Origin of the sequence: Aneurinibacillus thermoaerophilus (assembly GCF_900099925.1) — a bacterium.
Lineage (GTDB): Bacteria > Bacillota > Bacilli > Aneurinibacillales > Aneurinibacillaceae > Aneurinibacillus > Aneurinibacillus thermoaerophilus.
The window spans coordinates 35,442-59,541 of record NZ_FNDE01000001.1 but is presented as its reverse complement, the minus strand read 5'-3'; the positions used below and the strand labels follow the sequence as shown (position 1 = coordinate 59,541).

The 24,100-nt window shown below is 47.0% G+C and carries 22 protein-coding genes; 2 read left to right on the top strand and 20 right to left on the bottom strand.

What is annotated here, in order from left to right; translation table 11 throughout:
- Positions 1-88: 88 nt before the first annotated feature.
- The 19 genes from murD to BLR88_RS00215 form a co-directional block, all read right to left on the bottom strand.
- Positions 89-1,510: a UDP-N-acetylmuramoyl-L-alanine--D-glutamate ligase gene (gene murD / locus BLR88_RS00305; protein WP_091259579.1), complete on the bottom strand. Its 1,422-nt coding sequence runs from the start codon at positions 1,508-1,510 to the stop codon at positions 89-91.
- Positions 1,510-2,472 (bottom strand): phospho-N-acetylmuramoyl-pentapeptide-transferase, encoded by a 963-nt coding sequence (mraY, locus tag BLR88_RS00300; RefSeq protein ID WP_057898306.1) that lies wholly within the window; start codon positions 2,470-2,472, stop codon positions 1,510-1,512. The genes murD and mraY overlap by 1 nt, the downstream gene beginning before the upstream one ends.
- A gap of 31 nt (positions 2,473-2,503) precedes the next feature.
- Positions 2,504-3,985 (bottom strand): UDP-N-acetylmuramoyl-L-alanyl-D-glutamate--2,6-diaminopimelate ligase, encoded by a 1,482-nt coding sequence (locus BLR88_RS00295; protein WP_091259576.1) that lies wholly within the window; start codon positions 3,983-3,985, stop codon positions 2,504-2,506.
- Between the two features lie 79 nt (positions 3,986-4,064).
- Positions 4,065-5,978, bottom strand: a complete 1,914-nt coding sequence (locus BLR88_RS00290) for a stage V sporulation protein D (protein ID WP_091259573.1) — start codon at positions 5,976-5,978, stop codon at positions 4,065-4,067.
- Between the two features lie 113 nt (positions 5,979-6,091).
- On the bottom strand, positions 6,092-8,317 hold the full coding sequence (locus BLR88_RS00285) for a PASTA domain-containing penicillin-binding protein (protein WP_091259570.1): 2,226 nt from the start codon (positions 8,315-8,317) through the stop codon (positions 6,092-6,094).
- A gap of 12 nt (positions 8,318-8,329) precedes the next feature.
- The gene (gene ftsL, locus BLR88_RS00280; protein ID WP_057898303.1) at positions 8,330-8,707 is read right to left on the bottom strand and encodes a cell division protein FtsL; all 378 of its coding nucleotides are present in this window, start codon (positions 8,705-8,707) and stop codon (positions 8,330-8,332) included.
- A gap of 20 nt (positions 8,708-8,727) precedes the next feature.
- Positions 8,728-9,669 (bottom strand): 16S rRNA (cytosine(1402)-N(4))-methyltransferase RsmH, encoded by a 942-nt coding sequence (gene rsmH, locus BLR88_RS00275; protein WP_408863243.1) that lies wholly within the window; start codon positions 9,667-9,669, stop codon positions 8,728-8,730.
- A 36-nt stretch (positions 9,670-9,705) separates the two neighbouring features.
- A complete protein-coding gene (locus BLR88_RS00270; RefSeq protein ID WP_236781981.1) occupies positions 9,706-9,891 on the bottom strand; it encodes a division/cell wall cluster transcriptional repressor MraZ in 186 nt (61 codons plus the stop codon).
- Between the two features lie 186 nt (positions 9,892-10,077).
- Positions 10,078-11,340 carry an adenosylhomocysteinase gene (locus BLR88_RS00265; RefSeq protein ID WP_057898300.1) on the bottom strand — a complete coding sequence of 421 codons (1,263 nt, stop codon included), beginning with the start codon at positions 11,338-11,340 and terminating at the stop codon, positions 10,078-10,080.
- 19 nt (positions 11,341-11,359) lie between these two features.
- Positions 11,360-13,000, bottom strand: a complete 1,641-nt coding sequence (gene bshC / locus BLR88_RS00260; RefSeq protein ID WP_057898299.1) for a bacillithiol biosynthesis cysteine-adding enzyme BshC — start codon at positions 12,998-13,000, stop codon at positions 11,360-11,362.
- Between the two features lie 207 nt (positions 13,001-13,207).
- Positions 13,208-13,795 (bottom strand): TetR/AcrR family transcriptional regulator, encoded by a 588-nt coding sequence (locus BLR88_RS00255; protein ID WP_057898298.1) that lies wholly within the window; start codon positions 13,793-13,795, stop codon positions 13,208-13,210.
- 137 nt (positions 13,796-13,932) lie between these two features.
- Positions 13,933-15,489 carry an acyl-CoA carboxylase subunit beta gene (locus tag BLR88_RS00250; RefSeq protein ID WP_057898297.1) on the bottom strand — a complete coding sequence of 519 codons (1,557 nt, stop codon included), beginning with the start codon at positions 15,487-15,489 and terminating at the stop codon, positions 13,933-13,935.
- On the bottom strand, positions 15,440-16,402 hold the full coding sequence (locus BLR88_RS00245) for a hydroxymethylglutaryl-CoA lyase (RefSeq protein WP_082705935.1): 963 nt from the start codon (positions 16,400-16,402) through the stop codon (positions 15,440-15,442). The genes BLR88_RS00250 and BLR88_RS00245 overlap by 50 nt, the downstream gene beginning before the upstream one ends.
- 12 nt (positions 16,403-16,414) lie before the next feature.
- Entirely contained in the window at positions 16,415-16,630 is a 216-nt protein-coding gene (locus tag BLR88_RS00240) for an acetyl-CoA carboxylase biotin carboxyl carrier protein subunit (protein WP_091259567.1), read from the bottom strand.
- 20 nt (positions 16,631-16,650) lie between these two features.
- On the bottom strand, positions 16,651-17,997 hold the full coding sequence (locus tag BLR88_RS00235; RefSeq protein ID WP_091259656.1) for an acetyl-CoA carboxylase biotin carboxylase subunit: 1,347 nt from the start codon (positions 17,995-17,997) through the stop codon (positions 16,651-16,653).
- Between the two features lie 168 nt (positions 17,998-18,165).
- A complete protein-coding gene (locus BLR88_RS00230) occupies positions 18,166-18,831 on the bottom strand; it encodes an RsfA family transcriptional regulator (protein WP_057898295.1) in 666 nt (221 codons plus the stop codon).
- Between the two features lie 139 nt (positions 18,832-18,970).
- Positions 18,971-19,732 carry an enoyl-CoA hydratase/isomerase family protein gene (locus BLR88_RS00225; protein WP_091259563.1) on the bottom strand — a complete coding sequence of 254 codons (762 nt, stop codon included), beginning with the start codon at positions 19,730-19,732 and terminating at the stop codon, positions 18,971-18,973.
- Between the two features lie 19 nt (positions 19,733-19,751).
- A complete protein-coding gene (locus BLR88_RS00220; protein ID WP_409359875.1) occupies positions 19,752-20,636 on the bottom strand; it encodes a 5'-3' exonuclease in 885 nt (294 codons plus the stop codon).
- A gap of 97 nt (positions 20,637-20,733) precedes the next feature.
- Positions 20,734-21,090 (bottom strand): Spx/MgsR family RNA polymerase-binding regulatory protein, encoded by a 357-nt coding sequence (locus tag BLR88_RS00215; RefSeq protein WP_057898293.1) that lies wholly within the window; start codon positions 21,088-21,090, stop codon positions 20,734-20,736.
- A gap of 231 nt (positions 21,091-21,321) precedes the next feature.
- On the opposite strand from BLR88_RS00215, the gene BLR88_RS00210 reads away from it, so the two are divergent.
- Together BLR88_RS00210 and BLR88_RS00205 are read left to right on the top strand one after the other, a co-directional pair.
- On the top strand, positions 21,322-22,026 hold the full coding sequence (locus BLR88_RS00210; RefSeq protein WP_057898292.1) for a helix-turn-helix transcriptional regulator: 705 nt from the start codon (positions 21,322-21,324) through the stop codon (positions 22,024-22,026).
- Between the two features lie 102 nt (positions 22,027-22,128).
- Positions 22,129-22,416: a DUF2626 family protein gene (locus tag BLR88_RS00205; RefSeq protein WP_082705934.1), complete on the top strand. Its 288-nt coding sequence runs from the start codon at positions 22,129-22,131 to the stop codon at positions 22,414-22,416.
- A gap of 52 nt (positions 22,417-22,468) precedes the next feature.
- Here the strand turns inward: BLR88_RS00205 and BLR88_RS00200 are convergent, their stop codons facing one another.
- Positions 22,469-23,620: a class I SAM-dependent methyltransferase gene (locus BLR88_RS00200; protein WP_057898291.1), complete on the bottom strand. Its 1,152-nt coding sequence runs from the start codon at positions 23,618-23,620 to the stop codon at positions 22,469-22,471.
- Between the last annotated feature and the right edge of the window lie 480 nt (positions 23,621-24,100).

Below are 24,100 nucleotides of genomic sequence, written 5' to 3'. Positions count from 1 at the left end.
ATAAACACCTCTTACAGCACAGAATTTACTGCATCCAGCTGCCTGTCCGTTCAATCCCCTGATTTTGGATCAAACGTTCAAACAGCGGTTACAGGCTTGTTTTAAGCTTATGCACGGATTGCTTAAACAAGACCCCCCGCTCTTCGAACGATTTGTACATATCCCAGCTGGCACACGCCGGCGAGAGCAGTACCACATCCCCTTCCTGAGCGATCAGTCGGGCCTGCGCAACCGCGTCAGTAACATTATCGACGCGCTTTCTGCGAATAATCCCTGCTTCTTCCGCCCGAGCCAACAATTTTTCTGCTGTTTGTCCATATGTGATGACCGCTTTAACGCGCTTTTTTAGAAGTGGCACAAGCTCTTTGAAATCAATGCCCCTGTCAAGACCACCTGCAATCCAGATAATTGGCGCGACAAACGAAGCAAGTGCCCGGCTCGCCGCCTCCGGATTGGTCGCCTTCGAATCGTTGTAGTATTTAACCCCATTAATTTCCGCCACAAATTCAAGCCGGTGCTCCACCCCGGCAAATGTGCGAAGTACGCGCCGAATCGCTTCTATACTCGCCCCGGCAGCACGCGCCACAGAGACACCCGCCAAAATATTTTCCAGATTATGTGTTCCCGGAAGCGCCAGTTCATCCAGACGAAGCACTTTCTCTATCTCCGGGGCTTCCGACAGTTTTTGCGCTAATCTTCCGCTTTGCGGGCGCTTAAATACGATTTCGTCTCCACGAACAAAGCTTCCCTGTTCCACCTCTTGCTTTGTGCTGAACCAAAGAAGAGCGGCCTTTATATCAGCCGCAAGCGCCCGACAAATCTCGCTATCATAATTCAGTACAGCCACATCTTCGGCTGTTTGATTCGCAAACAGCTTGCTTTTGCTATGTACGTAGTCTTCCTTTGTTTTATGATAATCCAAATGCGCGTCATACACGTTCAGCAGACAGGCAATGGACGGACGGAACCGTCGCGTGCCCTTCAATTGGAAACTGCTCAACTCTGCCACCAGCGTCTGCTCCGCCTTTGCCTGGGCCGCCTGTTCACTCAACGGTGTGCCAATATTGCCAGCCACAACCGGATGAAGACCGCTTTCCTCCAGCATGCGCCCAATCAGTGTAGTGGTCGTCGTTTTACCATTCGAGCCAGTGATTCCAATAATGGGCGCATCCGACAGTTCATATGCGACTTCCACTTCCGTTATTACTGGAATGCCAAGCGCAAGCGCCTTTTGAATCGGTACGACCGAATACGGAATCCCCGGATTTTTTATTACGAAATCGACGGACGGATTTACAATGTCGTCGGGATGCCCCCCGCAAATAACATCAATCCCTTCCGCCCGCAAATCTCTTGCCTCCTCACATTCACTTTCCGGCTTTTTTTCATTTACCGTTACTAAGGCGCCGCAATGCTTCAACACGCGCGCCACAGCGGCCCCGCTTTTGGCGAGGCCAAGCACCAGGACTCTTTTCCCTTGATATAACGCTTTTCCCTCTTCTACTGACATTAGCTCAACACCCCAATATACACGCCCAGGCTTGCGCAAATCAGTCCGGCAAACCAAAAGGTGACCACTACTCGCCATTCGGACCAGCCGCCCAACTCATAATGATGGTGCAACGGACTCATGCGGAATACCCGTTTTTTTCGCGTTTTGAATGAAATAACCTGAATGATAACAGACAGGGCTTCCATCACAAATACCCCGCCAATAATCACAAGCAAGATTTCTGTTTTTGTTAAAATCGCGACGCCTGCCAGCGCGCCGCCGAGGGCAAGAGAACCCGTATCCCCCATAAACACTTTGGCAGGGTGCGCATTAAATACAAGAAAACCAAGCACTGCCCCGACGACCGCAGCCGAAAAAATAGCGATATTCATCTGGCTGGCTGTCCAGGCAATTACCGCATATGCGCTGAATGCAATCGCGCTCGTTCCCGCTAACAACCCGTCCAGTCCGTCTGTCAAATTGACGGCATTAGAAGCGCCGATAGTCATAAGCAATACAAGAGGCAAGTACAGCCATCCCAGCTCTATGCCCCAATCCGTACCGGGAATCGAAACAATTGTGTCATAACCGTTGCGGAGCAGCACATAATAAAATACGCCGCCAATTACGAGTTGACCAAACAATTTTTGTCTTGCGGTCAGCCCGAGATTTCGCTTCATCACGATTTTGATGAAATCATCAAGAAAACCAATTAATCCATAGCCCAGTGTAATAAAAAGCAACAGAAATATCTCGACCGACTGATTCGCGAATTTAATCACTGTAAAAGTCAGCGCAAGCAAAATAATAATTCCGCCCATAGTCGGTGTACCCGCTTTTTTTTGGTGCCCCTTCGGTCCTTCCTCGCGGATTGTCTGGCCAAACTTCAAGCGTCTTAGAATAGGAATGAAGAGCGGAGCGAGAAGAACCGCAATCAAAAAAGCTGCAGCGATCGAAAAAAACAAAACCCGTACTAGCATTGTGCGCCCTCCTTTCTATTTTCTCCTCATCCTACTTTTTCTTTTCTAGTATGGCTTGATAGGCCTCTTCTTTATCATCGAAATGAATGGTTTTGTCTTTTAAAATTTGATACGTTTCATGGCCTTTGCCGGCGATGAGCACCACGTCGCTCGGCGCTGCCCTGTGAATCGCTTCACGAATGGCTTCCCGACGGTCCACGCGCGTAAAGTAGCGCTCTTCACTTACGCCATCGGCGATAAGGCCAGCCACCATCTCGTCTATAATGGCCTTAGGATCCTCAGAGCGCGGATTGTCGGACGTAATCACAGCCACGTCCGCGTAGCGCGCTGCAATAGAGGCCATAATCGGGCGCTTTGTCCGGTCGCGGTCGCCGCCGCAACCAACAATGCAATACACTTTGCCTTCCGCAAATTCGCGGATTGTTTTCAATACATTTTCCAGACTATCCGGCGTATGAGCATAGTCAACGATAACCGTGAAGTCCTGTCCTGCATCCACTCTCTCAAAGCGGCCACGCACACCTTCCACTTTTTCAAGCGTAGCCTTAATCTGCTCAAGCGGTATGCCCTCTACAAGGCAAGCCGCAGTGGCAGCGAGCGCATTGTATATGTTGAAGTTGCCAATCATGCGAAGCGTAAGCGTCATGCTCCCAACAAACGTATCAATCGTCAAGCGCGTACCGTTGGCCGTAATCAAAATATCTCTCGCGCGTACATCCGCTGCATTACGAATACCATATGTAATGATCTGCGCCGGGGTTATCCGCGCAAACGTTTCGCTCGCCGGATCATCCGCGTTCAACACAGCGTATTTCATCCGCTCATTATCATACTCATTGCCAAGCTGTGAAAACAATAGGCCTTTTGCCTGCAAGTAATTCTCCATCGTTTTATGATAATCAAGATGATCTTGCGTTAGATTGGTAAATACGCCTGTCGCAAAACGCACGCCGCGTACACGTCCCATATCCAGTGCATGTGAAGATACTTCAATCGCCGCGTATTCTGCTCCTTTGTCTTTCATCCAGCGAAACGCACGCTGCAAGTCGAGCGCTTCAGGCGTCGTATTTTTCACTTCCCGTACTTCATCACCCAGGCGCATCTCGATCGTGCCGATGATGCCGGTTGGATGACCGGCTTCTCCCAGAATACGCTCAATTAAATACGTGGTCGTCGTCTTGCCGTTCGTTCCAGTTACCCCGATGATTTTCATGTGTTGCGTTGGATGGCCGAAAAACCGGTCTGCCAGCACAGCCATCGCGCGCTTTGTATCCGGCACGTACACAACCGGAACATGCACGCTTACCTCACGTTGGGCAAGTACGGCCACCGCGCCTCGCTCTACGGCTTTCACGGCGAAATCATGTCCGTCGACCGTAAAACCGGGCAAACATATAAACAAGTCGCCCGGCTTTACTTTACGCGAATCAACTTCAATCCCTGTAATGTTTGTTTTCACATTTCCTGTGGCGCGCCACAGGGCAAGAGGTGCCAATAACTGTTCTAGTTGCATTACCCTTCTCCTTCTTTCCGACGGAAAATCCGCTTTCTATCTCTCATGCATATCCGCATATATTTTAATGCTCTTTGTTTCATTTGTCACCCAGGTAGACGCGAATGGTCGAGCCTTCTTCTACTCTTGTTCCCGGTTGCGGTGACTGGTAAGTGACTTTACTGCCTCTGCCTGAAATATCAAGAGGGAAAGAATAATAGGAACCGGTAATATCTTTACGTTCCATGCCGATAAGATTCGGCACCTGAACGATTTTTTTGTCCGTATACTGATACTCTTTCTCCATCTGCTGTGTTCGGGGCAAAACTTTCATATAACGCAATGAAGAATCGAGAATGTTACGTACAATCGGCGCAGCGACACGCCCCCCGAACTGAATGCCCTTCGGATTGTTAATAGCTGTATACACAATGATTTGCGGATCATCCGCTGGTGCAAACCCAATAAACGATACAATATGCTTGTTCTTCGAGTAAACCCCGTTTTCTACCACCTGGGCGGTTCCCGTCTTGCCGCCGACACGATACCCGTCGATATAGGCATTGCGCCCTGTACCGTTCGCTACGACACTTTCCAGCGCACGTCGCACGTTGGCGGACGTCTCAGGCGAAATCACCTGACGCACCACCTTCGGCTTGTTTTCCTCTAGCATCTTGCCGGTTTTTGAATCATACCACGCTTTGGCAATATACGGCTTCATCAGCTTGCCGCCATTAATCGCGGCACCGACCGCCGCCACCTGTTGGATGGGCGTCACCGATACCCCTTGACCAAACGCCGTGGTAGCAAGTTCCACTGGTCCGACACGGTTAAGTGAAAATAGCACACCATTTTCCTCGCCAAGCAAGTCAATCCCCGTCCGCTTGCCGAATCCGAACTCTTTAATATAGTGAAACAAGCGCTCTTTGCCAAGACGCTGGCCTAGCAGAACGAAACCGGGGTTACATGAATTTTCTACGCCTTCTAAAAACGTTTGATGGCCATGTCCTCCTCGCTTCCAGCAGCGCAATGTCGCACCCGCCACTTTGATAAATCCAGGGTCGTTGAACGTGTCCTTATCCAAATCAACCTTTTTATCTTCCAGCGCGGCCGCCAAAGTAATAATTTTGAACGTGGAACCCGGCTCATACGTTTTCCAGATCGGCAAGTTTCGGTTATATGTCTCAACCGGATATTCTTTGTACCGGCCCGGATCATAGTTCGGCCGGCTCGCCATTCCCAACACTTCCCCGGTTTTTGGCGAATAAGCGATCGCAAGCGCATCGTCCGGTTGGTATACAACCATCGCCTGGTCTAGCTCCCGCTCAATAATGGCTTGAATATTAGCATCGATCGTCAAATGCAAATCCTTCCCGTCCTCCGGCGGAGTAAATCGCTCCGAAAGACCTGGCATTTTCTGACCGGCTGCATTTGCGCCGAACGATATATAGCCCCACTTCCCTTTTAGTTGTTCATCATACACGCGCTCAATCCCGGTTAACCCCTGGTTATCCACTCCGGTGAAGCCGAGCACATGGGACAAAAACGCGCCACGTGGATAATAACGCTGACTATCTTCCGTCAATTGAATGCCAGGCAAATTCAACGCCTGCACCTGTTTGGCCACCTCCGGGGAAATGCGGCGGCCTCCCGGCACGCGCACAATCAACTGACGCTGGCTAATTTTTTTGAGTATTTCTTTTTCATTTCCTTTTAGAACCTGCGCCAGCTTGCGTGCGGTCATGGATTTGTCTTTGATTTGGGCCGGGATGGCCAAAACGGAAGGTACGCTAATATTGTACGCAAGCACTTCCCCATTCCGATCGAGAATCCGTCCCCGCTTGGCTTCAAACGGAATGTTGCGCGTCCACAATTCTTCCGCCATGTCCGTAAGCCCAGATCCTTTCCATAATTGTACATATCCAAGGCGTGTGATAAGCAATAGGAACATAAAAAACCCAAGCAGCATCGCAATAAAAATACGGCGTCGAACGGTAACTCCGGATACACGCACGTCCTTTCTCCCCCCTCATCGAATGGATACGCGGACGCGTGTATGCCCGTCCGCATATTATACTCTCAACAATAACCCTATTCGATGAAGAAAAAAGATAGAACGGGCTTTCCTTAGTTCGCCGTTTTTATGTTCTGTTCACCACTTTCTTCCTTGTGCTTTTTCGCTTTTTCTCCTTCCGGCTGCGCCGCGCCTGTCGTTGATTTCGGCGCCAGTGTCACCGCCAGCTTGTCGCCTTTTTTCACTTTTGCTCCTGGCTGTATACTCTGAGTGATGACGTAGCCTTCCCCGTTAATGCCGGTCACTTGGATATCGAGCAGCGAAGCAAGCTCCATTACTTCACGCAGCGTTTTGCCCGTCAAATTCGGCATCTGCGTTCCATCTTTAACGGTCAATATATACACAGCACTTCCTTTGGTCAACTCCGCTTTCGCGCTCGGATATTGCCTGACAATCGTTTTTCCGTTTCCAAGAATTTCGGCGCGAAGGCCGGCCTGCCCTAAGATTTGTTTCGCCTGACTAACGTTTTTTCCGATAAGATCCGGCATAACGGTCGATTCATCGCCCATGATTTCTGTCGTGTGGCCATCCGTCTCATCCGGCGAGAGCTTTAAGTATTGGAGACTGCGCTCCATAACAGACTTAAAAATCGGGGCCGCAATAATTTTGCCGCCCGCAGACGGTGTATCAATTTGCGGCTCTTCCACCATCACATAAACAAGCAGTCTCGGCTTATCTTTTGGCGCAAAACCAATAAAGGAGTTAATATATTTACCGCGCACATAATGTCCATTACGCGCTACCTGAGCAGTTCCCGTTTTACCGGCGACATGATAGCCCGGCAGCGCAAACGGTTGGCCGGTTCCATGCTTCTCGTTGACAACCGCATCCAGCAAATCGCGCACTTGCTTTGCCGTATCTTCGGACACAACGCGGCGAACCATTTGCGGCTTAAACTCCTGGATCACCTCGTTCGTTTTCGGGTCACGAATCTCTTTTACAATATATGGCTTCATCAGCTTGCCGCCATTCGCGATCGCACCAACTGCCGCCACCTGCTGAATCGCCGTAACAGTTACACCTTGTCCGAACGTGATAGACGCGATGTCACGCGGATAATATTTCCGATTTGGATCGAATGAACCCCGCGCCTCATGCGGCAGTTCAATCCCGGTTTTCCCACCGAAGCCAAACTTTTGCAGATAGCTAAACAACCTATCTTTTTTCAGTCTGTCGTATCCGAGAATAACAAACGCCACGTTACTGGAACGCTTCACACCTTCCTTAAACGTAATCCAGCCCCAACCAATGCCGCGGTTATGGTCACGAACTGGCGGACTGCCTTTGATCTTGTAAGTTCCGGACTTATAATATTCGTTCGCATTAAACTCCTTTTCTTCAATCGCCGCAGCCAGTGTGACGATTTTAAATGTGGAACCCGGTTCAAATTCCGCGCTGACAACCGGATTCGTGAAATTTTGAATATCCTTGGGAGCATTCGGATTAAAGCTAGGGCGGCTGCCCATCGCCAGAATCTGACCAGTGTTCGGATCTGCTACCACAACGCTAACGCTCTTCATTTTATATTTAGCGTCCGCCTGGTTCAGCGCGTCCTCGACATAGCTTTGGATCTGGTGGTTCAGCGTCAGCACAACTTTATTTCCGTCTTTGGCCGGCTTGTACGACTCCACGCCTCCCGGAAGCTGGTTGCCCAGCCGATCCTTTCTAAATTTCAGACTTCCTTTTTCTCCGCGCAGTTGCTCGTCCATCTGGCGTTCAAGCCCCATCTTCGCTTCTCCATCTAGGTTGGTATAGCCTATCACATGAGAAGCAAATGTGCCGTACGGATAATAACGGCGTGATTCTTCATATAATCCAATGCCTGGAAGGTTAAGCTCCTTTACCTTATCAGCGGTTTCTTTCGGAACTTTCCAACCACCTGGCCTGATTTCTACCTGGTCTACGTCTTTGCGCATAAGACGCTGTAAAATTTTTTCTTTCGGCATGTCAAGAATGGGAGCTAATTTGGACGCTGTTTCTTCAGGATTGCTCACATAGTTTGTATTTTTTTTGTCATTCGGGTACGGCTTTAGACGCGCGATAACGGTATACGCTTTTCCCTGATAAGCGAGAACTTGACCATTGCGGTCTACAATCTCGCCGCGTTTCGGGTTAAGCGCGCTACTTCTCTCCCATGTATCTTTGGCTTTGACAAGCAATTCAGGGCTATCAATATACTGAATCCAGAACGTGCGGAAAATAAGCGCAAAAAAAGAGAGCGTAAATAGCCCCCCTATGAAAAACGTACGCAGGTTAATTTTCTTTCTTATATCTTTCATTTCTATGTCCCCCTAATTCGAGGCCGTACCGCCTTTGAATACGCGAACCGTATTGTCAAGCTTGCTCAAACCCATTTGTTCGGCGATGCTGCGGATTCTTTCTGGCTTGCTCAGTTCATCGATTTTCGCTCTAAGCTCTCCGTTTTCCTCTGTCATTTTTTTCATCTCGCTCTTTGTCTCAAGAATTTGATAGTTATAGTCGGAAATTTGCGCATAGCGAGCGACGATGAGCGTGGATACACCCACAAGAGCAATAATCGCGAAAAAATAGAGCAATTTCTCTCCCGAGCTAATGCCGTAGCGAATTGTAACCCTTTTCTTTTGAATCATGCGCTGCTTCGGCTTCTGTTCGATACGCGCGGCGAGATTTCCCTGATTGTATAAACGCAATGCTACCTCTCCCCCTTTTCCTAATTTGCTAATTTTTCAGCAATCCGCAATTTCGCCGAACGAGCTCTGCGGTTTTCTTTCAATTCGGCTTCTTTAGGTACAATCGGCTTACGTGTAATAATTTTCAAAACCGGTCTATTCTCGCAAACACATTGCGGAAAATCCGGTGGACATACACATCCTTTGCTGTATTCTTGGTACGTCTGTTTACAAATTCTATCTTCCAGCGAGTGGAACGTAATAACACTTGCCCTGCCACCGGGTGCAAGCCGCTCAATCCCTGATTCCAATGCTTCCCTAAACGCGTTTAATTCATCGTTTACCGCAATGCGGATCGCCTGAAACGTTCGCTTTGCAGGATGTGGTCCGGTGCGTCTTGCCGCGGCCGGAATGCCGCGCTTAATAAGTTCAACCAAATCTCCCGTCGTTTCGATGGGACGCTTTTTGCGCTCCTGTACAATTTCTCTAGCAATACGGCGAGCAAATTTTTCTTCGCCATATTCAAAAATAAGGGTCGCCAACTCTTCTTCCGGCCACCCGTTCACAATCTCATGGGCCGTTAGCGGCTGCGTCCGATCCATTCGCATATCAAGCGGCGCGTCCGCATTATAGCTAAACCCCCGTTCAGCTTCATCAAGCTGCGGAGAGGAAACGCCTAGGTCGAACAATATGCCGTCAATTTGTTCGATATATAATTCGTCCAATATGTGCGCAATACGGCGAAAGTTGCTTTTTACCAGCGTCACATGTTCCATATACGGCGCAAGCCGCTCCTTAGCGGAAGCAAGGGCGTAATCATCCTGGTCAATCGCGATAAGACGGCCTCCTTTCGTCAGGCGCGACGCGATTAACGAACTGTGGCCAGCGCCCCCAAGCGTACAGTCCACATAAATTCCGTGCGGCTTAATCACCAGGCCGTCTACTGCTTCCTGATGCAGCACCGTAATATGATGGAACATCATATTTCCTCCTTGTATCCTGCTACAAATCAAAATCAATCATCTTTTCTGCAATTTCATTAAAATATCGCTGGAATGGGCGACATATTCCTTCCACATCGCCCGGCTCCAAATCTCAATGCTGGATACGCCAATAACGGCGCATCCTTTATCAATAAGACCATATTGAAGCAAAACGATCGGTATATTTACTCTGCCCTGCTTGTCCTGTACACATTCAGTCATTCCTGAAAAAAAGGCGAGTGAAAGCGCGGACATCCACTTTGCCCCACTTTATACCACATACGTAATTCTAGCTTATAAACGAAAATCCTTCTATAAAAAAATAGGAAGTTTTGCTGAATTAGCGCTAAAATCATAAAAAAAATGTCGAATAGGTAATTACACCTATTCGACATTATAACCTTTTTCCTATTCTTCTTTCCAACTTTCCAAATACGCCTTTTGTTCCTCGGTCAAAGTGTCTATACCCAGTCCCAAAGCTTCTAGTTTGAGACGGGCCACTTTTTCGTCCAATTCATAAGGTACATTCAGTACGCGCGGACCGATTTTTTTATAATGCTCATTAACATAAGCGAGCGATACAGCCTGCAGTGCGAACGTCATATCCATAATTTCTGCCGGATGGCCGTCCCCAGCCGCCAAGTTTACGAGACGTCCTTCTGCAAGCAGATAAATTTTGCGACCGTCTTTCATCACATATTCTTCAATGTCTTTGCGTACTACGCGCTTGGATACCGCAAGCGCTTCAAGCTCTTGCTTATTAATCTCGACATCAAAGTGACCGGCATTAGAAAGAATTGCACCATCTTTCATCACTTCTATATGTTCGCCACGGATAACGTCGCGGTTGCCTGTTACGGTTACGAAATAGTCCCCATGCTTTGCGGCCTCCGCCATCGGCATGACTTCAAAACCGTCCATGTACGCTTCGATGGCCTTAATGCCGTCAACCTCCGTAACGATAACTTTGGCACCCAGCCCCTTCGCACGTAGCGCTACACCGCGTCCGCACCAGCCATAGCCTACAACGACAACCGTTTTGCCAGCCACAACAAGATTCGTCGTGCGGTTGATGCCGTCCCAAACAGATTGACCCGTACCGTAGCGATTATCAAACAAGTATTTGCAATACGCATCGTTTACAGCAATCATTGGGAATTTCAGTTCGCCGGACTTTTCCAGTGCCCGGTTGCGAATTACGCCTGTTGTCGTTTCTTCGCAGCCGCCGCGCACCTGCGCAAGCAAATCCGGACGTTCGGAATGCAGAATGGTGACAAGATCTCCTCCATCGTCAATAATCAGATCCGGCTTCGTTTCCAATGTTTTGATAAGATGCTCTTTATATTCATCCGGGTTCGGATTGTATTTAGCAAATACTGTAATACCATCTTCAACAAGCGCAGCCGCTACATCATCTTGTGTGGAAAGCGGGTTGCTGCCTGTAATCGTCACGTCAGCGCCGCCGGCTTTAATCACTTTCGCCAAGTATGCCGTTTTTGCCTCCAGGTGCAGCGAAATAGCAACTTTCAGCCCTTTGAACGGCTGCTCTTTTTCAAATTGTTCGCGAATGCGGTTTAACACCGGCATGTGTTCTTTTACCCAATCAATTTTCAGATGACCGCTTGGCGCCAGACTCATATCGCGCACAATGCTTTTTTCCATCGTGTTCAAATTGTCAGCCCCCCGTTTTTTAATCAATGCATACGACATAGTGTTCGGGCGAAATGTCGTATAGATACGAAACAAACTCCCTAAACCATGTTATGCCGTATTTATTAAGATAACCAAATATATTGTAAACTCGTTCCTGCGGTTTGTCCAATGGAAAGAGCGATGCTCTAATGCGGTCAAACTGCCGCAGCGCCGCTTCGTGCCGTTTAATAAAAGCGGAGCGGGTTTTCCCTTCGTAGTATGCCACCTGCTCAAGAATTTTCTCCAGGTTTTTCTCACCCAGCTTCTCAAGGCCGCGTTCAATGCCGGCCGCTTCCCGGATCAGCGGCTCGTACAGCGCCTGTATCTCGGCTTTCACTCGTGCAAACTTGTCTTCCAGGTGAAGCGTATCCTGTGCAGCTAGAAATTCTTCTTTTTTCTCCTCCAGCCTGTTCAATACGTCCTCTACGCTTAAACCAAACTTCCGCATACTTTTCTGTACCGCTCCTTCAAACAAACTGAAAGTCAGGCGCGGAACAAGAGGCGGCATGTTAAATCCCAGAAGCATAAAGCTGTTCCTATACAACCCCCAGTATGCAATTTCACCCGGTCCGCCGACAAATGCCAGCGTGGGCAATAAGTACTCCTGCATAAGCGGGCGAGTCACCACGTTTGCACTGAATCGATCCGGTCGTTCTTCAAGCAACGCCAAAAGTTCCTCTTTTTTATATGTTTCACTGCCGTCTCGTGTTTTAAATGTTCCGTCTGGCAACCGCGTAACGCCTATTCTTTCGTTGCCTTTATACAAGAAAAACTGTGCATTCGTCTCGTCGGTCTCTACTTGCCGATGATAACCAAGTGCTACGAGCTTATTTCCTTGCGCAGCAACCGCCTGGTTTAACTCCGCATTCTGTTCGATAACACGGGCAAACACCGGCCTTTCTAATTGGCGGACAAAGGAAAGCGCCGAATCCATAAGAACCAGTCCCTGTTCCCCAAACAGCCAAGCCATCGTTCGCGCGAAAAAGCCTGTCAACGTATCCGAAGCATCGGCAAACTCATACAGCTTTTCTTTTAGCTCATCAGAAAACTCAGTCACAATCTGCTGAATGAAATATTCGTCTACGAATGCACGCAGCGTTTCTGGCTTTATCGGTAACCGGGAAATGGAGACGCGCCCTGGCGATTCTGTCTCCAGCTTTATTTTCTTAATGTCGGAGCCGCCGCTCTGCGTATATACATGGTTCACTTCTTCATAATCATGATCTTCACCTGCGATCCAGAACACAGGAATCATTCGCTTGCCCAGAAGCCGCTCCTGCTCAGCGGCAAGCCGAATAATCGTAATCGCCTTATGAATCGTATACAGCGGCCCTGTAAGCGCGCCTGCCTGCTGACCAGCCACTACGACATATGTATCCGGCTGGCGCAGCTTTTCAATATTCTCCAGCGCACGGGCATGATTGCCAATTTCTTTGTTGAACGCAAGAAGCCCTTCTACAAGTTCGACGCGGTGCAAAATCGGATGCGCCTCGAGCCATGCCAGACGTTCTTCGTAATCCTTCTGCCGGTACGGGTGATATGGATAGAACTCCTTCACCTTTTCGTAGTTATGTATATAATCATGTACAAGTTTTTGATCGAATGATATCTTCACCTGTTTAATCTGCACGTGGCTCATCCTTTCTTCTCTTATCAAAAATAAGTATATCGCTAAACGAGAAAAAAAGAAAACAGCGGTGCGGACATAAAATATTTCTTTGTAAAAATAGAAAACAAATCTAGGAGAAAGAAGAGATTTACCGATGAATCTTCTTATAGCACAAAAAAGAACTGCTATAGAAGCACTTCTATGCAGTTCTTTTTTTGCTTCGCTTTTTTATTTGTACTATATAGTGTCGCAGTTTTTCTTTTCCGTTAACTGAACGATATGTTGAACCAGTTCAGTCACATATTCTCGGTTCATATCTAATTGATCCGGAAAAAACACACCGATATGTGTGACCGCGGCAATATACGTCAGTACGTGGCGCTCAATCCAAGCTGAATCGTCGGTTACCATTTCGGAAAACAAGCGGCGCAAATGCTTTTTCAACTGTTCAAACGCCTGAATCTGGGCTTTATGTCCTTCATCCGGCAATTCTGCTTCGCGTTTCGAGTCTTCCATAATTTCCCGCCAAAAACTGGAGTGTTGCGATACGAATTTAAGCAAACAATCTGTAATATTGTGCAGTCTCAAAAGCGGTTCCAGTTCTCTGTCGCATGTCATCCGGAAAATAGCCTGCTCCAATTCGCTCCACTGCCCAGTAAGAATCTCCTGATACAGTACCGCTTTATTCGGATAATAGTTATAAATCGTACCGACGGCGATTCCTGCTTCTCTGGCGATGGATCGCATGTCGGACTGACGATACCCATTTTCGATGAAAACTTTATGTGCAGCCTCTAAAATCCGCTGCTGAAAAGACCGATTCATACTCCCGCTCCTCAATTGCTATCGTTATGTTCCATCATAGCACATTCGTACACATTAGAAAACGCCGGGAGCAAAGTACCAATCCTCAGTATGAAATGAAAAGAAGGGCGGAGGTGCCGCTTTACTCCCCACCCCGCTTACACCGGATACACCGGATGTTTGCGATGTGAGAACGTAAGCTGCTTACTACTGTAAGCGGCAAGACGGTCAATCAGTTCCTCGCGCAGGCGGCTTCCTTCCACAATACCATCAATAATAAGTTCCGACGCAAGACGATAAATATCAATATCCTGCTGATACTCTTTACGTTTCTCCATAATGAACGCCTGGCGCTCTTTCGGGTCTTCGATACCATTAATTTTGTTGCTATACACCGCGTTCACCGCCGCTTCCGGTCCCATAACAGCGATCTGGGCGGTTGGCAGCGCAAGGCAGCAATCCGGTTCAAACGCGGGTCCCGCCATCGCGTACAATCCAGCACCATACGCTTTGCGCACAATGATCGAGATTTTTGGCACAGTGGCTTCGGACATCGCGGAAATCATCTTTGCCCCGTGACGGATAATTCCCGCGCGTTCTACTTTCGTGCCGATCATAAAGCCAGGTACATCGGCAAGAAAAATAAGCGGAATGCCGAACGCGTCGCACAAGTTGATAAAGCGCGCCGCTTTGTCAGCCGAGTCAACGAACAAAACGCCGCCCTTAACGCGCGGCTGATTGGCGATAATGCCCACCGGTTTGCCGTTCATACGGGCCAATCCGGTAATAAGTTCTGCCGCAAACAATTTTTTTATTTCATAAAAAGAACCTTCGTCCACAATGGCTTCAATCAATTCATACATATTAAACGGCGCGTTCTGATTGGTCGGCACGATTTCTTCCACGCTGCGGACTCCTGTTCTTGGAGGCCTCGCCTCTTCTACCGGAGGCTTCTCCTGATAATTAGCAGGAAAGTAGGACAAGTATCTGCGCGCAGATGCGATCGCCTCCTGCTCCGAAGAGGCAAGCACGTCACCGCAACCACTCACCGAGCAATGCATACGGGCTCCACCCATTTCTTCCAGCGTCACTTTCTCACCGATTACCATTTCCGCCATACGCGGCGAACCGAGATACATGCTGGCATTACCTTCCACCATAATTACGATATCGCAGAATGCTGGAATATACGCGCCGCCGGCCGCAGAAGGCCCGAACAAAACACACACCTGCGGTATCATACCGGATAATTTTACCTGATTGTAAAAAATGCGGCCAGCTCCACGACGGCCCGGGAACATTTCAATCTGATCCGTGATGCGCGCACCTGCGGAATCCACAAGATATATCATTGGCACGCGCAATTTCTCCGCCGTCTCCTGAATACGAATGATTTTTTCAACCGTACGAGCCCCCCATGAACCTGCCTTAACGGTTGAATCATTTGCCATAACACAAACTGTCTGGCCGTTTACTTTACCCATGGCTGTTACGACACCGTCCGCCGGCAAATCCCCCGCCATGAAATTGGCAAACAAGCCATCCTCAAGCTGAAAATCGTCATCAAATAACAACTTCAGCCGATCGCGCACAAACAGTTTATTTTGCTCTTTATTCTTCGCATGGTATTTCTCCGCTCCGCCCCGTTGAATTTGTTCGATTCGCTCATGAAGCGTCTGTTCCAATGTTTGATTTGCCTGCTGTGTATCGCTCATTGCCGCATTCTCCTTCCTTGCCTGTCTTTTTCATCACCTGCAACACGCGTGAAGGCAGCTCTCGACCCAAAACCCGTTCCATGAATTCCCCCGCCTCCACAAGCTTCTCCAAGTCTACGCCTGTATTCAGTCCCATACCATGCAGCATGTAAACAACATCTTCCGTAGAAATGTTGCCGGAAGCGCCCGGCGCATACGGGCAACCGCCCAATCCGCCAATGGAACTATCAAACGTGCGAATGCCCGCTTCCAGCGCCGCATATACATTTGCAAGCCCCATGCCGCGCGTATCGTGAAAATGACCAGCTAACTTATCGCTTCCAAATTGTCCAATCAACGAAGTGAATCGCTCTTTTACCTGCTTAGGCGTACCTACACCAATCGTGTCTCCAATGGACACCTCGTATACGCCCATTTTCAGCAGCTGTTCCGTCACATGAGCAACTGCCGTAAGCGAAATCTCCCCTTCATACGGGCAACCAAAAGCCGTCGATACGTATCCACGTACGTCCATCCCTTTGGCCGTAGCTGCTTCGACCACCTCCTGAAGCACAGGAAATGTCTCTGCGATAGACTTGTTAATATTGCTTTTGTTATGGGATTCGCTTGCGGACATAAACACCGCGATTTCTTTGATACCGGTCTTGCACGCGCGCTCCAGTCCTTTTAGATTTGGGACGAGCGCGCTGTATACAACGTCGTCATGTATACGTACTCGGTTTAACACCTCTACGGCATCCGCCAGCTGTGGAATCCATTTCGGATTCACGAACGAAGTCGCCTCCACTTTACGAAGACCTGATCTGACTAATCGCTCAATCAGTTCAACCTTGTCAGAAGTAGAAATGACCGTTTTTTCATTCTGTAGCCCATCGCGTGGGCCGACTTCAAAAAGGGTAACCTGATCTTTCACGTTTCCCCCTCCTTACCCTTCTAATTCAATGAGCACATCTCCCTCATTGACAAAATCGCCGGGGTTCACCTTGACAGCCTTCACTTTGCCAGACACTTCGGCTGCCACTGGAACTTCCATTTTCATCGATTCAATCATCACCACATCACTACCTGCCTGCACTTCGTCCCCCGTATTTACAAGGACACTGATGACCGTACCCGCCATGTTTGCTATCACTTGTTTCATAATCTACCATCCTTCTCCTTCTATTTATTTGTTGTCCGTTTCATTTGCTGCACAAACTGCGTCGTATACACGCCTGCTACAAATTCCTCGTCACGCAACACTCCAGAAAGTAGCGGCAAATTCGTCTTAATTCCTTCAATTACATACTGCGCTAACGCGTCCTGCGCCCGTTCTATCACTTCTTGCCGCGTATTTCCGCTTACAATCAATTTGCCTATCATCGGATCATAGAATGGTGTAATGACAGACCCCGATTCGACCGCATCATCAACACGAATCCCTTCCCCCTCAGGCTGCACATAACGTGAAATTGTGCCGGGAGATGGCATAAACGTTATCGGGTCTTCTGCATACACCCTAAACTCCATCGCATGTCCCTGCTGTTTCACCTCTTTCTGGGAAAATGAGAGCGCTTTCCCTTCCGCGATCGCAAGCTGCAACTCCACCAAATCAAGTCCCGTTACCGCTTCGGTAACCGGATGCTCGACTTGAAGGCGAGTATTCATCTCCAAGAAGAAAAATTCCTTGTCGCCGTTCATAATAAATTCGACCGTACCGACGCCTGTATAGTTGACCGCTTGCGCCGCGCGTACAGCCGCATCACAAATCAGGTGCCGCGTTGTCTCATCAAGGAACGGAGAAGGACTTTCTTCAATCACTTTCTGATGGCGACGCTGAATCGAGCATTCTCGTTCAAACAAATGTACAATATTTCCATGCTCATCACCAGCAATCTGCACTTCAATATGGTGTGGATTGTCCACATATTTTTCAATAAATATATCATCGTTGCCAAAGTATGCTTTCGCCCGTCCTTTAGCGGATTGGAATGCTTTTCTAACTTCTTCGTCATCCCGGCAAATCTGCATACCGATGCCTCCGCCACCCGCGCTCGCCTTCAGCATTACCGGATAGCCGATCTCCGAGGCAATACGGCAAGCTTCTTCCGCATCCGGAATGTTTCCATTATAACCTGGCACAACCGGCACGCCTGCTTGCATCATTTTGGCACGTGCGCGAATTTTATCCCCCATCTCCTCCATGACTTCCGCGCGTGGCCCGATAAACACGATTCCCTCTTCCACGCATCTTCTGGCGAAACGCCCGTTCTCTGACAACAAACCGTAACCCGGATGGATGGCGTCCGCTTCGTGTTCTTTCGCCGTTTGCAAAATCGCATCCATATTTAAATAACTTTGCGCAACAGGCGCAGGACCGATTAGGGCGGCCGCATCAGCTTCACGCACAAAAGGCATAGAGGCATCCGCTTCCGAATGAACCGCTATCGTGCGAATTCCTTTCGCTTTGCACGTCCGAATAATCCGGCGGGCAATCTCTCCACGGTTTGCAATAAGGATCGTTTTGATTTCCATTTGCTCACCCTTTCATGCATGGTATGTAAAAATAAACGACTGTTATATTACTTTCTACAAATATTTGCAAAAACCTTTTAACTTTCAAAATTTTTACCATAAAAAAAAGAGGCCCACTCCAACCGCAATGTTTGGCCGGTTCGCCTCTTGCTTTTCAAGTATTTACCTGTAGTCTACACGCTCTAAATTACCATTGGCATCCATTTTAAAGCGTGGCTTTGCATCAATATCTTCATTATCGCCAAGGAACGCCATCTTGCGGGCGCGATCCATAATTTGAATAAGCGCTTTATAATCGTCGTTTACAATCTGGTAGTCCGATTTCATAAGGTTCAATTCTTCTTTTAGACTATCGTTTTCAGCGCGTAATTCTTCGATTTTCTTACGGCTTTCCACCACTTCTTTTTCTAATTGCTTCACCCGCTTGAATGCTTCTTTCTGATTGCGTAAAAAACGGATAACAATATCAAACGAAATCTCCTCTTCTAATTCCTGCGTACGCATGATGCCTGTGCTTCCTTCTATGGCAGAAGCCCCATTTGCTAGACTTGTCTGTGCTTCCGCAGAAACAGCGACTGACTTCAGCTTGCGTTTTGCCTTTTTCCGTTCCTGGCGATGCGCTTTCGCAATTTGAATCGCGTCCTCGTAACGTTTGCGCACAGTACTGTTCCAGCGGAAGCCGCAAGCTGCCGCCGTTCTATTCAACCGTTCACCCACTTCTTCAAATGCGGATAATTGAGTACTTCCTTCACGAATATGGCGCAATGTCACTTCAGCCAACACCAAATCATCATCCGGCGTCCAAGCGTCTTGACGTGTTGCTGTCATATTGCAAATCCCTCCGTTTATTTAGCAATTTACTTTGTTATCACTATCTTTATGCACTTGCTAGAGTTCATAGACTGACTTTCTACTAAAATAGTATGTCCAGTCCAAGACATCTTTAAACGGAGAGAATAATACTTTCTTATTTTTTTCGCAAAAATTTCTGAACAATTCCATAATGCGCGTCCGAGCCCCATAACGAAGAGCACAAATCAACTTCCTCTTCAATGCATACGTCGCTTTCCAGACCTGAATCCACCATTTTCGCTACTTTCATATACGCCTCGATGCTGCATAATGGCTTCTCCGCAATCTTAGCAGCGAACCCAAACACTTCTTCACGTAACTTTTCATGCGGAAATACGCGATCGATAAACCCAACTTCCTTACCGTACGCTGCATCGAACATCTCCCCAGTTAAAAGTAACGCCAGCGCACGATTCGTTCCAATCTTCTTCATAAGACGCGTTCCACTGCCCCATCCGGTAATAATATGCATGCCAATTTGTACAAATCCCATCCTTGCCCTGTCACTAGCCATACGAAAGCGGCAAGCAACGGCGAACTCGCAACCACCTCCGATCGCCGCCCCATTTATCATCGCGATCGTCGGCTTTGGATAGCGGTCGATTTTGCTCAAGAGGCGCGCCACCCGCATCAACATCGGATGGGACTTGTCTTTCGTGCGTACGGACAAAAACTGATCCAAATCACCGCCAGAAACAAAGGCTTTATCTCCAGAACCTGTGAAGATCACAACCTTAACTTCCCGGTCAACCGCCAATTCATCCAAACATTTATCCAATTCTTCTACCATTTCAAAACTGATGGCATTGCGCACCTCCGGACGGTTCAATGTTACCAGAGCAATGCCGCCCTGTCTGTCTACTAAAATCGTATTCATCCTCTCTCCCTCCATTAAATTACGCGTTGGTAGTATATTCAACCAGCCTGTTCAACAGACGGTGAATCTCATATTCTTCGAATTTTTCGCGCGCCTGTTCTACGTCCACGCACCATACGCATATATCCAGCGTTATCTTATGATCAACATCACAAACGATCGTGGCAAGTTCGCGAGAAAGATGCAGCATGTCCAAGCTCTCGATAATTTTCTTGCGCAATCCTGGCGTTAAATCGTCCATATTCGACAAAAGATTCTCAATCGTTCCATATTTAGCAATAAGTTTAATGGCTGTTTTCTCCCCGATACCTTTCACGCCCGGATAATTGTCCGAGGCGTCTCCCATCAATCCTTTGACATCGATCATTTGTACCGGGCTTAAACCTTTTTCTGCACGGAGTGCTTCCAGCGTGTACACTTTATAATTGGACAATCCTTTTTTCATAATTGCCACGTGCACATTTTCTTCAACTAGCTGAAGTGTATCATGATCGCCGGTCAGTATTATTGCTTGCGCGCCCTGCTTAGCAAACGTATGACTAATGGAGCCGATAACATCATCTGCTTCATATCCGGGCACCCCGACATTCGGTACATTAAGGGAAGCAATCATTTCTTTTACAAGGTCGAACTGCGGCAACAAATCATCAGGTGCTTCGCTACGGTTCGCTTTGTATCCTGCAAACTTCTCGTTACGAAACGTTTTCGCCCCCATATCCCAACAGCAAACGACATGTGTCGGTTCAAAAGTCATGATCGCGTCAAAAAAATATTGCATAAAACCATATACAGCGTTCGTTGGATACCCGTTCTTTGCGCGCATCGGCCCTCGGTTCGCCATCGCGTAATACCCGCGAAACAGAAGACTCATGCCATCGACAAGCAGTGCTTTATTCTGTTTCAATCCTATCTCCTCCCTCTGTATTGTAACACAAAAAACCGACAGGCATTCTGCCGTCGGCTTTCTTCGCTTCTATCGTCTGTTATATAAGTTCCGTACTCTATGCCAGCAATTCTTGCATCGCGTTGCGGTTATATCCAATAATCAGATTTTCACCGTCAAAAATAATCGGACGGCGCAACAATCTCGGCTCTTCGCTTACCATTTCCAACAGTTCCGAAACGGTCATCTCTTCGATATTTTTATCTAACTCTTTAAATTTTCGGCTGCGTGTAGAAAGAATATCATCCGTTCCGTTGTTTGTCATTTTGATAATTTCTAACAATTCTTCAACCGAAGGAGGATTTTTAAATAAATGGCGTTCATCGTATGGAATTCCATTCTCTTTCAAGAACGCTTTCGCTTTACGACAAGACGTACAGCTTGGATAAGTATAGAATGTCAAGTGCCCACTCATCCCCGGTCATCTCCTTGTTCACAATTTCACAATTTATATAAAAATATATAGCTGATTAAAAATGTAAAGTGATAAAATAATAAAAATTCCCATTCTTGTTAGTTAACTTAATTATATTATTGTGTTTAATTCTATGTCAATAGTGTTTACAAAAGTTTCATTTACCGCTTTCTCTATTTATACTATAATTAACCCCAGATATTTAAAAAAATAAAGAGGGGGGAATACTCGATGGACAACGAAACTTTGAAGCTAACAAGCGTGCTCGCCGATCCTACTCGCTTTTCCATTTATCAATATATCGTATCCAAGCATGGAACCGTTACCGTTCAGGAAATTGCTGAACAATTTGATATTCACCCAAATGTCGCGCGACTCCATCTAACAAAATTAGAGGACGTCAATCTGCTTACTTCCACCTCCGAAAAAACTGGAAAAGGCGGCCGTCCAAGTCGTCTTTACTCGCTATCCGATCAGATGATTAGCCTACAATTCCCACCGCGGGATTATCAGTTACTTGCCAACATCGCCATAGAAACGCTCGTAACTTTAGGAGAAGAAGGGCAGAAAGCTCTTTATGAAATGGGCCGCAAATTCGGGCATGAGGCAGCGAGACAGGCCATCGAAAAAGAACGCGTGAGCATTACCGAAATGAACATAGAGGAAAAAATCGCTTCCATTCAGCGCCTCGTGGTAGCGCAAGGATTACACCCTGAAATCGAACTCACCGACGGGCAAAATCTCCGCTTCCGCGTATTCAACTGCACATTTAAAGAAGCGGCCATTAATCATCCAGAAAGCATTTGTCGTATGCACCATGCGTTACTATTAGGAATTTTTGAAACGTATTTCGGTAAAAATATTTCTTTAATCGAAGAAAATTCCATGCTGGTAGGGTGCAAGTCCTGCGACTATACAATGCTTCGCCTGTCCTAAGGGTTTATTCGATAGACAAACCTTCACGTTTACAGTCCTTTACTGCTGGATTATAATATTTCATAGATTATCCATATTGTAGCTATAAGGAGGGGAATGAGGATGGCACGCATGTACCGTGTACTTGCGTTTTTTTGCCTGGTGATTGCTTTAATGGGGTTATGGGGTGGACTGCAAACAATGGCGCTCTTATTCTTTGCACAAACAGGGATGTTCTTAGCTCTCAGCTACGTTGATTTGTCTGAAAAAACATACATGATTATTTTCATGACTTATTTATTGTTAGCGTTTACTGGGTTTATGTTCTATGCAACCTTCGGTAATTATCAGAAAAATCTGGATGAGGTCCATGCAAGCGCAGCGATAAATACTGTCGTTTCATTTCTGTAACACGTCGAAAACGGAGCGGAGTTTTGATGCCCCCCTCCGTTTTTTGTTTATTTCAAAAATCCCACGGACGGCAACATGCAAGCTTATGATCGGTCTTTTTCGCTTGAATAAGCACGCAGAACGCCTGTCCCATACCTTCAGGCATAATTAGCTGACGAATAGCGCGGTTTCGTTTCGCTGCTTTGCTGGCAAACGGATCACCGCCCGCGTGTCCTTGAAGACGCGTCAAAATCCCCGCTTGAATTAAGAATTGCTGCTGCGAATAAAATCCTATCGTTTCCAACCCATGAAGCATCCCTGCGTCCATCAGTGCAGAAAAATTCACATGAGAAGTCATATCGCACTCTCCCGGATATTTATACGGGTTCTCGCTTACGGTATGAGCTCGGTAACAAAGCAATGTGCCCGCATTTCTTGAAGGTGCATATAATATCTTCCGTTCGTATCCATAATCCACAGTCAAAACGTATCCCTGCGTAAGCCATTCCGCCATTTCTATCATCCATTGCAAAGCCGCCAAGTTCACTTCCGTACGATATCCTTCAAGAGACGGGATGTTTTCTCTTTTAATATAGACACCCAATTCCGGAACCGAAAGCGGGCCCAGTTTTTCGCTGAATTTTTGTGTGCTGTTTTTATTTTCTGTTACATATACCTCTTGCCACTCTCCATCTCTATATTCAATAAGATGAACAGGAAATGCATCAGCAAGCTCGTTTGAAAACAACACGCCTCGCAATTCTGGAATCTCTTTTTTTGCCTGCGCCATACTTTCATACCATCTTATTTCTACCATATCCCGAAACGTTTCCAGCGTTTCTTTCTGTAAACGACGGTGATAGTTGCTTGACTCAATCATGATATAGGTAATGTTTTGCAGCGGAAGAAGACACTTCTCCTTAAAATAATGAAGAATCTGGGCGCTTAGTTGTCCCGTACCGCCTCCTATCTCCACAATCGCTCGCGGCCTATCATCCGGAAGTTTCACAATCATCTCCCAAATGACATCGGCCATCACTTCACCATACACCGAGCCAACGGAAACATTGGTGTAAAAATCCCCTTTTTTCCCAATTTTTTGATTATAACGCTGATAATAGCCGCTTTGTGGATGATAGAGCGCATATTCCATATATGTGCGGAACGGAATCATTTTTTCTGGCGCATTTCGTATTTTATCTTTGATAACTGATATAACATTCATAATGATTCTTTCTTCCCCTTATATTCGTAAATCCTTCCACCACTTTTTCCATAAAAGAATTTATAGACTTTAATAAATCAAACGATGTAAAAGTAGCTATAAATTTTCACGTAGAAAAAGTGAGAGCTAAAACAAGAGTGTATGTTATAGATGATACGGCACGAAAACTCATGCTATAAAGAATATTCATTCATCCTGGTAGTTAGTTTATTAAAAAAATGATGCTGAGAGCAACAAAAAACAAATTACTACTTAACACTATTGACATAGTTTAAAAAGAGATTTATCATTTAATTAACATCCCATATGTAAAACCCAGGGGCAGTGCCCCACCCTATTAGTAGTTTAACTCTAAATTCTAATCCTCCCCCTAAAACACCACCTATACCCCAAGGTGGTGTTTTCCTTTTTCTTAATTCATTATAACATGGCATGAGATTTTTGTTAGAAAAATGACAAGTTTCCAAATAAAATATAGAT

Coding starts and splice junctions, on each gene's coding strand:
- BLR88_RS00230 (WP_057898295.1), bottom strand. CDS start 18,831: ATGACAGCAACACGTCAAGACGCTTGGACGCCGGATGATGATTTGGTG.
- BLR88_RS00215 (WP_057898293.1), bottom strand. CDS start 21,090: ATGAGTGGGCACTTGACATTCTATACTTATCCAAGCTGTACGTCTTGT.
- BLR88_RS00240 (WP_091259567.1), bottom strand. CDS start 16,630: ATGAAACAAGTGATAGCAAACATGGCGGGTACGGTCATCAGTGTCCTT.
- BLR88_RS00210 (WP_057898292.1), top strand. CDS start 21,322: ATGGACAACGAAACTTTGAAGCTAACAAGCGTGCTCGCCGATCCTACT.
- rsmH (WP_408863243.1), bottom strand. CDS start 9,669: ATGATGTTCCATCATATTACGGTGCTGCATCAGGAAGCAGTAGACGGC.
- mraY (WP_057898306.1), bottom strand. CDS start 2,472: ATGCTAGTACGGGTTTTGTTTTTTTCGATCGCTGCAGCTTTTTTGATT.
- BLR88_RS00205 (WP_082705934.1), top strand. CDS start 22,129: ATGGCACGCATGTACCGTGTACTTGCGTTTTTTTGCCTGGTGATTGCT.
- murD (WP_091259579.1), bottom strand. CDS start 1,510: ATGTCAGTAGAAGAGGGAAAAGCGTTATATCAAGGGAAAAGAGTCCTG.
- BLR88_RS00200 (WP_057898291.1), bottom strand. CDS start 23,620: ATGAATGTTATATCAGTTATCAAAGATAAAATACGAAATGCGCCAGAA.
- bshC (WP_057898299.1), bottom strand. CDS start 13,000: ATGAGCCACGTGCAGATTAAACAGGTGAAGATATCATTCGATCAAAAA.
- BLR88_RS00270 (WP_236781981.1), bottom strand. CDS start 9,891: ATGACTGAATGTGTACAGGACAAGCAGGGCAGAGTAAATATACCGATC.
- BLR88_RS00250 (WP_057898297.1), bottom strand. CDS start 15,489: ATGAGCGATACACAGCAGGCAAATCAAACATTGGAACAGACGCTTCAT.
- BLR88_RS00255 (WP_057898298.1), bottom strand. CDS start 13,795: ATGAATCGGTCTTTTCAGCAGCGGATTTTAGAGGCTGCACATAAAGTT.
- BLR88_RS00285 (WP_091259570.1), bottom strand. CDS start 8,317: ATGAAAGATATAAGAAAGAAAATTAACCTGCGTACGTTTTTCATAGGG.
- BLR88_RS00225 (WP_091259563.1), bottom strand. CDS start 19,732: ATGAATACGATTTTAGTAGACAGACAGGGCGGCATTGCTCTGGTAACA.
- BLR88_RS00295 (WP_091259576.1), bottom strand. CDS start 3,985: ATGCAACTAGAACAGTTATTGGCACCTCTTGCCCTGTGGCGCGCCACA.